The organism is Klebsiella sp. TF21-TM (genome assembly GCF_019753495.1).
In the GTDB taxonomy this organism is placed as follows: domain Bacteria; phylum Pseudomonadota; class Gammaproteobacteria; order Enterobacterales; family Enterobacteriaceae; genus Klebsiella; species Klebsiella quasipneumoniae.
The window spans coordinates 1-5,915 of sequence record NZ_JAIJYL010000063.1; the positions used below are offsets into that span (position 1 = coordinate 1).

At 49.4% G+C, this 5,915-nt stretch carries 7 protein-coding genes and 1 pseudogene; all 8 read left to right on the forward strand.

Going from position 1 to position 5,915, the window contains the following annotated elements:
• Nucleotides 1-90 precede the first annotated feature (90 nt).
• Nucleotides 91-423 carry a type II toxin-antitoxin system RelE/ParE family toxin gene (locus K5R89_RS26395; protein WP_000017531.1) on the forward strand — a complete coding sequence of 111 codons (333 nt, stop codon included), beginning with the start codon at nt 91-93 and terminating at the stop codon, nt 421-423.
• Nucleotide 424: 1 nt separating this feature from the next.
• Nucleotides 425-709 carry a NadS family protein gene (nadS, locus tag K5R89_RS26400; RefSeq protein WP_001697687.1) on the forward strand — a complete coding sequence of 95 codons (285 nt, stop codon included), beginning with the start codon at nt 425-427 and terminating at the stop codon, nt 707-709.
• 191 nt (nt 710-900) lie between these two features.
• Nucleotides 901-1,830 (forward strand): replication initiation protein, encoded by a 930-nt coding sequence (locus K5R89_RS26405; RefSeq protein ID WP_069333986.1) that lies wholly within the window; start codon nt 901-903, stop codon nt 1,828-1,830.
• Nucleotides 1,811-3,712 carry an AAA family ATPase gene (locus K5R89_RS26410; protein ID WP_069333985.1) on the forward strand — a complete coding sequence of 634 codons (1,902 nt, stop codon included), beginning with the start codon at nt 1,811-1,813 and terminating at the stop codon, nt 3,710-3,712. The genes K5R89_RS26405 and K5R89_RS26410 overlap by 20 nt, the downstream gene beginning before the upstream one ends.
• A 277-nt stretch (nt 3,713-3,989) precedes the next feature.
• A complete protein-coding gene (locus K5R89_RS26415; protein ID WP_069333984.1) occupies nt 3,990-4,316 on the forward strand; it encodes a MobC family plasmid mobilization relaxosome protein in 327 nt (108 codons plus the stop codon).
• Nucleotides 4,317-4,524: 208 nt separating this feature from the next.
• Nucleotides 4,525-4,947 (forward strand): annotated as a pseudogene (locus K5R89_RS27665) (relaxase/mobilization nuclease domain-containing protein); the annotation flags it as partial.
• Between the two features lie 46 nt (nt 4,948-4,993).
• Entirely contained in the window at nt 4,994-5,479 is a 486-nt protein-coding gene (locus tag K5R89_RS26425) for an MbeB family mobilization protein (RefSeq protein WP_139103748.1), read from the forward strand.
• A 69-nt stretch (nt 5,480-5,548) separates the two neighbouring features.
• Nucleotides 5,549-5,773 carry an MbeD family mobilization/exclusion protein gene (locus tag K5R89_RS26430; protein ID WP_227655332.1) on the forward strand — a complete coding sequence of 75 codons (225 nt, stop codon included), beginning with the start codon at nt 5,549-5,551 and terminating at the stop codon, nt 5,771-5,773.
• Nucleotides 5,774-5,915: the final 142 nt, after the last annotated feature.

Genomic DNA, 5,915 nt, shown 5'->3' on the forward strand with positions numbered 1-5,915 from the left:
CCGACCCGCTACTATGGTCCCTCTATGTGACGGCTTTTCCGGAATCAGAATTAAGTGTACTATGTACGCCATTGAAAACAGGAGACAGCCGTGAGTCACGCGATTGAGTTTATCGAGACCCCGATGTTTACCCGTCAGATAAAACAGATCGCCACGGATGAAGAACTCAGGGAGCTGCAAAAGACGCTGATTGAGTCGCCGGACAAAGGCGATCTCATTCAGAAAACCGGCGGGCTGCGCAAAATCAGGATGGCGACGGGCAACCAGGGAAAAAGCGGCAGCGTGAGGGTGATTTACTTTCTGGCCACCGCCGAGGTGATCTATCTGGTGATGGCCTACCCGAAAAGCACCAAAGACAGCCTGACGGACGCGGAAAAAGCCGCGCTGAAGACGCTGACCCAACAACTGAAAGACGAGGTGTGACATGAGTTTTTTTGACGAGCTGAAAGCATCGCTGGAAGAAGCCGTTGAAATCAAAAACGGCGTCAGAGAGCCTGCCCGCGTCACCCGTTACGAGCTGGCAGACGTGAAAGCCATCAGGGCACAGCTGAACGTATCTCAGAGCGAGATGGCGAAAGTGCTGGGAACCAGCCTCGACACCATCAAGAGCTGGGAAACCGGACGCCGTAACCCGACCGGACTGGCGGCGAAGGTACTGGCAACCATCCAGGCGAACCCGAAATTCTTCCAGGAACTGGCGGCGCACTAAGCCGTTGTGACAGAAGGATTCGACAGGCGAGGCCGTTCGCGTGTAATTTAACGGCAACAGAAAAAACAAAGCCCCGGAAATCATGTCATATCTTGGCGGATCGCATGATAACCAGGGCCAGGTCGAAACCTTGAAAGGATATTAGCACATGAAACGTGCCAGACAACAGCCCGCCATAAGCGCAGGGCGAATTGAATAACGCAGTACTCGAACTTTTCAACGACCGCTTACCGCACAAGCCGTACTTTTCGGACGATCTGCACTTTGGTGTACGCATTGCCGGTAAGGAACGCGCCATTCTGGCGAAATACATCCAGTTCAATCAGCCTCACGCCATGTTCTGGCTGGGATTCGACGTCGATCGCGCCGGTGCCGCTATTGACTGGAGCGACCGCAATGCCCCCGCGCCGACACTGACGATCACCAACCCCGACAACGGACACGCGCACCTGCTGTACGCGCTGAAAACCTCTGTACGTACCGCGCCGGACGGAAAAATGAAGCCGCTGCGCTACGCCGCCGCCGTGGAGAACGCGCTGCGTAAAAAATTAGAGGCTGACGCGGGGTATTCGGGACTAATCTGCAAAAATCCGAACCACGGCCACTGGAAAATTGCTGTATGGCAGCCGGAACTCTACACGCTGGACTGGCTGGCCGACTTTCTCGACCTGAGCGCTGCGAATGACAAAGAAATCGTTGCCGACTACGGCTTAGGCCGTAACTGCACCCTGTTCGATAAAACCCGCAAATGGGCATACCGCGCTATCCGTCAGGGCTGGCCTGAGTATGACCAGTGGCTGCAAGCCTGTTATGAACGCGCCAGCGCCTATAATCTGCAATTTGCAGCGCCTCTGGATGAAAATGAGGTTAGTGGAGTTTCAAAAAGTATAGCTAAATGGACTTTTTCAAAATTCACTCAAAGCTCTTTTATTTCTTATGTTGAAAAAACTCATACGAGTGACATTCAATCGCGTAGGGGCCAGAAAGGCGGGAAAGTGAGTTCCGGTGGAGGAAGGTCAATTACTTCAAATAGCGAAAGACAGTTAAAGCCTTGGGAAGACATGTCGATAAGTCGCGCTACATTCTATCGTAGGAGGAAAAATGGAAATAGTATCATTTAAAGTATCTCAGTATAGGTCTATTTCAGGAGAGATATCCTCTGATAACTTTAATGGATTAACCATTGTTGGGCAGAACAATAGTGGTAAAACAAATCTATTAAAAGCCATGAGGGTTTTTTTTGAAGGTAAATTTAATTCTGACTTATATGACTATGAAAAAGATAAACCACATGGTGTTAAGCAAGGACAGACCAGTTTTGCTGTAAGATTTACTTTTTCTGAAAGTGAGATTAATGATGTCTCTGAGGATTTGAGCCAAGATAATGATGATGATGATGATGATGATGATGATGACTCGGTTATTGATCTTGGTGTTTTAGGAGAGCAAGAAGAACTTGGAGATTCTATTTCACTTGATGATGGAGGCACTAAACAACAAGAAACAAAGCCAACTCAATCAAGAGGCAGGAAGCTAAGTTTGAGAGATAGGTATTTGCAGCTATTTAACATGATTGATGACTCTAGGTTAAATTCACCTCAAAATGAAGTGACCGTGCACTTAACAATATCTAATAAAAATAATTATTTCTATACTGTTTTCAAAGGTTACAAGAGGAAGCCCGAAGTCACTTCCTCCATGTATACATCTGTTGAAAGAAGGTTCATAGAAAAAATACTTTCTAGTTTTGAATGTGTATATATACCATCCTCAAAAAGCATCGACGATATATATCATAATCTATTAGTGCCATATGTTAGGAGTGAAGTCGCTTCAGCCATGAAAACATCGGTTCAAGTGATTCATGATAAGCTGCTGGAAGTGTCGAAAAAGATAACAAATGAAATGACTCTAAGTGGTATAGATGACTGTAGTTTTATGATTAAAGCTCCACCATCTCTGGATGAGTTATTTGGTCGCTTTGAGGTTTCTATAAAAGATACTATTGAGAATGTGATCTCGAGTAAAGGTATGGGGCTACAATGCTTATCTTTATTTTCTTCATTTAAATCCATTTCAGAGAGAAAACTTTCGCTAGGTAAGAAAACGATTTGGATGGTTGAGGAGCCTGAGTCTTTCTTACATCCATCATTAGGGCGGTCATGTAATCACATATTCAATTCATTGATGGATGTTGCTTATGTTCTTATTACAACTCATTCCTTATCATTTGTCAGTGATGAGCCAAGCAAGATAATCGAGCTATATAAAGATGAAGCCGGTGTTACAAAAGATAAAAAGCATGAGAAAAGATTTAATGCAGTTGCAAGCATAAGAGAAAATCTTGGGGTCAGATTTTCTGATTTCTTTAACATATCAAGCAGTGCAGTTTTTGTTGAAGGCATCACCGACAAACAATATATAGAGTCAATATTGAAGTTAACGTATGAAAGTGATGAGTTTAAGAATAGGTGGCCTTTCCTGAGAAGTGCTAAAGTTGATGAGTTTGGCGGTGTCAGTCAACTGGGAGGGTTCTTAAAGGGTTGCTACGAGTTTATTTCTAAAGAAGTCCCTGTGATATCCATTTTTGACGGTGATGAAGCTGGGGTTAAAGAAAGGACTAGATTGCAAAGTTACTTTGGTAAAAAACAAGTTAGATTTGAGTCAAATAAAGATTATATCTCTGTAAGAAGTGGTTTTGCAATTGAAGGCCTCTTCCCTGACGATTTCATTTCTGACGCAATGGAAACCCATCCGTCGTGGTTTATCGGAGGAAAATCTGTTGATGCCGATGATGTAATTGAACCATTCAAGGTGCAAGATAATAAAAAAACTAACTTATCAAATTTCTTCTTGGAAAAATGTCGCGTTCAACCTATATGCGATTGGATTTCTCGATGGGAAAAGGTGTTTAACGTCATAGACTCAGCCTTGAGAGATAAAAGCGAATCCATCACAGACAAAAAACGAACCGAAGATACCTCAGATAATCAAGCTGCATAATCGATAGTGAGCGCCGAGGCTGCTCATGCACCTGATTAATCAAGAGTGAGACCATAACAAGCCTATATCAGATAACAGCCCTCTGCTAAGAGGGCTTTTTTTTTTGCAGCCAGCACTGAATCTGACATACTGCACTTTACCCTAAGCCAGTACACACCGCGTCCCCTCTAACGAGGTGCCACCGTGACTGGTTCAGGGGGCTCGCCGCCCCCCGAAACCCCTGGCATCCACTGCGAAAAATTCTCACGGTGGTGCGAATTTTTTCTCAGCGGAGCCTATGGAAAAGCGAACGAAAGAGATCAAAATCCGGCTCACCGAAAGTGAGCATCAGCGACTGCTTGATCGCTGCGACCGGACTCACCTTGCGGAGTGGCTGCGTCAGCTAGGTCTGGGTGAACACACCTCACGCAAGCGTCGTGTGCCTGACGTTGCACCCGAACTGCTTCGACAGGTCAGCGGGATTGGCAACAACCTGAACCAGATTGCCCGCCGCCTGAACCAGGCTGATTCCCTGACGCCCTCTGAACGTGTCTCACTGTTTGTCGTGCTGAACAGCCTCGACCGTCAGCTTGGCGACCTACTGGAGCAAAACCGTGATCGTTAAAATTCATTCGCGGGGCGCGGGTTCTGGCAGCGGGCCGGTGGATTACCTGCTGGGAAAAGACCGGCAGCGTGAACAAGCCAGCGTGCTGCGTGGTAATCCTGAACATGTGCGCGAGCTGATTGACGGCTGCGACTTTGCCCGCGCTTACACCTCCGGCGTACTGTCATTTCAGGAGCCGGACATTGCAGACGCGGAGAAATCGCGACTGATGGACGAATGGGAGCACACGCTGCTGACCGGCCTTGACTGCGACCAGTACGCCTGCCTGTGGGTAGAGCACCGCGACAAGGGGCGGCTTGAGCTGAATTTTGTCATCCCGAACATCGAATTGCAGAGCGGAAAACGCCTGCAACCCTACTTTGACCGCGCCGACCGTCCCCGCGTCAACGCCTGGCAGACCCTGACCAACGACCGGCTGGGGCTGCGCGACCCGAACGACCCGACCTATCGCCGCCCGCTGACGCAGGCCAGCGATCTTCCCCGCGACAAACAGCAGGCGGCAGAAAAAATCACCGCCGGCCTGATGAACCTGATGCAGCAGGGCGTGATCCGCAGCCGGCAGGACGTGGTGACGCAGCTGGAAAGCTACGGCCTGACCGTGGCGCGGGAAACGAAAAGCAGCATCAGCATTGCCGACCCGGACGGCGGCCGAAATATCCGGCTGAAAGGAATGATATATGAGCGAGATTTTAAATTTGGCGAAGGGCTTCGAGGAGAAATCGAAGCAGCAGGCGCAGGATACCGAGCAGAGCGTGAAGCGCGAGTTCGCGAGGCTGGAGACGTCTATCAGCGCGGAACTGCAATCAAGCTCGCAGAGCATCAGCAACGCTATCCGCGAGCAGAACGGCAGGCTGACGGGCATGCTCAGGAAGTCAGTCTCAACAGCAATGGCGTGGATATTCATCTGCTTCGCCCTGCTGATCGGCATAATGGGCGGGATAATCTGGTTTCAGGGCACGATCATCACCTCGCGCCTGAGCGAGATGGACAGCTACAGCCAGCAGCTGGCGAACCTGAAAGCGAAAAGCGGCGCGGGCGTGACGATTTACAGCGACGACACGCGCCGGAACACCTACCTGGTGGTGCTGCCGAAGCAGGCGCACGGCGTGGAAACCTACACGTCGACGACCGACAACACCGTGGTGAAATACACGGCGAAATAACCCCTCCAGAGCGCCCTGAAACGGCACAGCGCGTTTTTAACACTGAGGACGACCAAAACCATGACCGAGATGGAAAAACAGCTTCTGAGCGCCTTAGAGAGCTTACAGACAGGCTACGAGCAACAGCAGCAGGCGTGGCAGGACAGCTACAGCAGTTTGCAGCACATGTTCGAGGCTACCTCACAGGCGCTGGCGCACAGCGACAGGGTGTGTCAGCACTTGAGCAGTCAGGTGGACAGCTTGCGCGCGCAGGTCGAGAGCTTGAGCAGGAACGTCAGCCGCTTGATGCGCTGATCAGGCAGCATGACCGCGCCTACGCCGAGAAGCTGCGTGAGCAGCAGCCAGAGCCGCAGAAAAAACCGACCCGCTACTATGGTCCCTCTATGTGACGGCTTTTCCGGAATCAGAATTAAGTGTACTATGTACGCCATTGAAA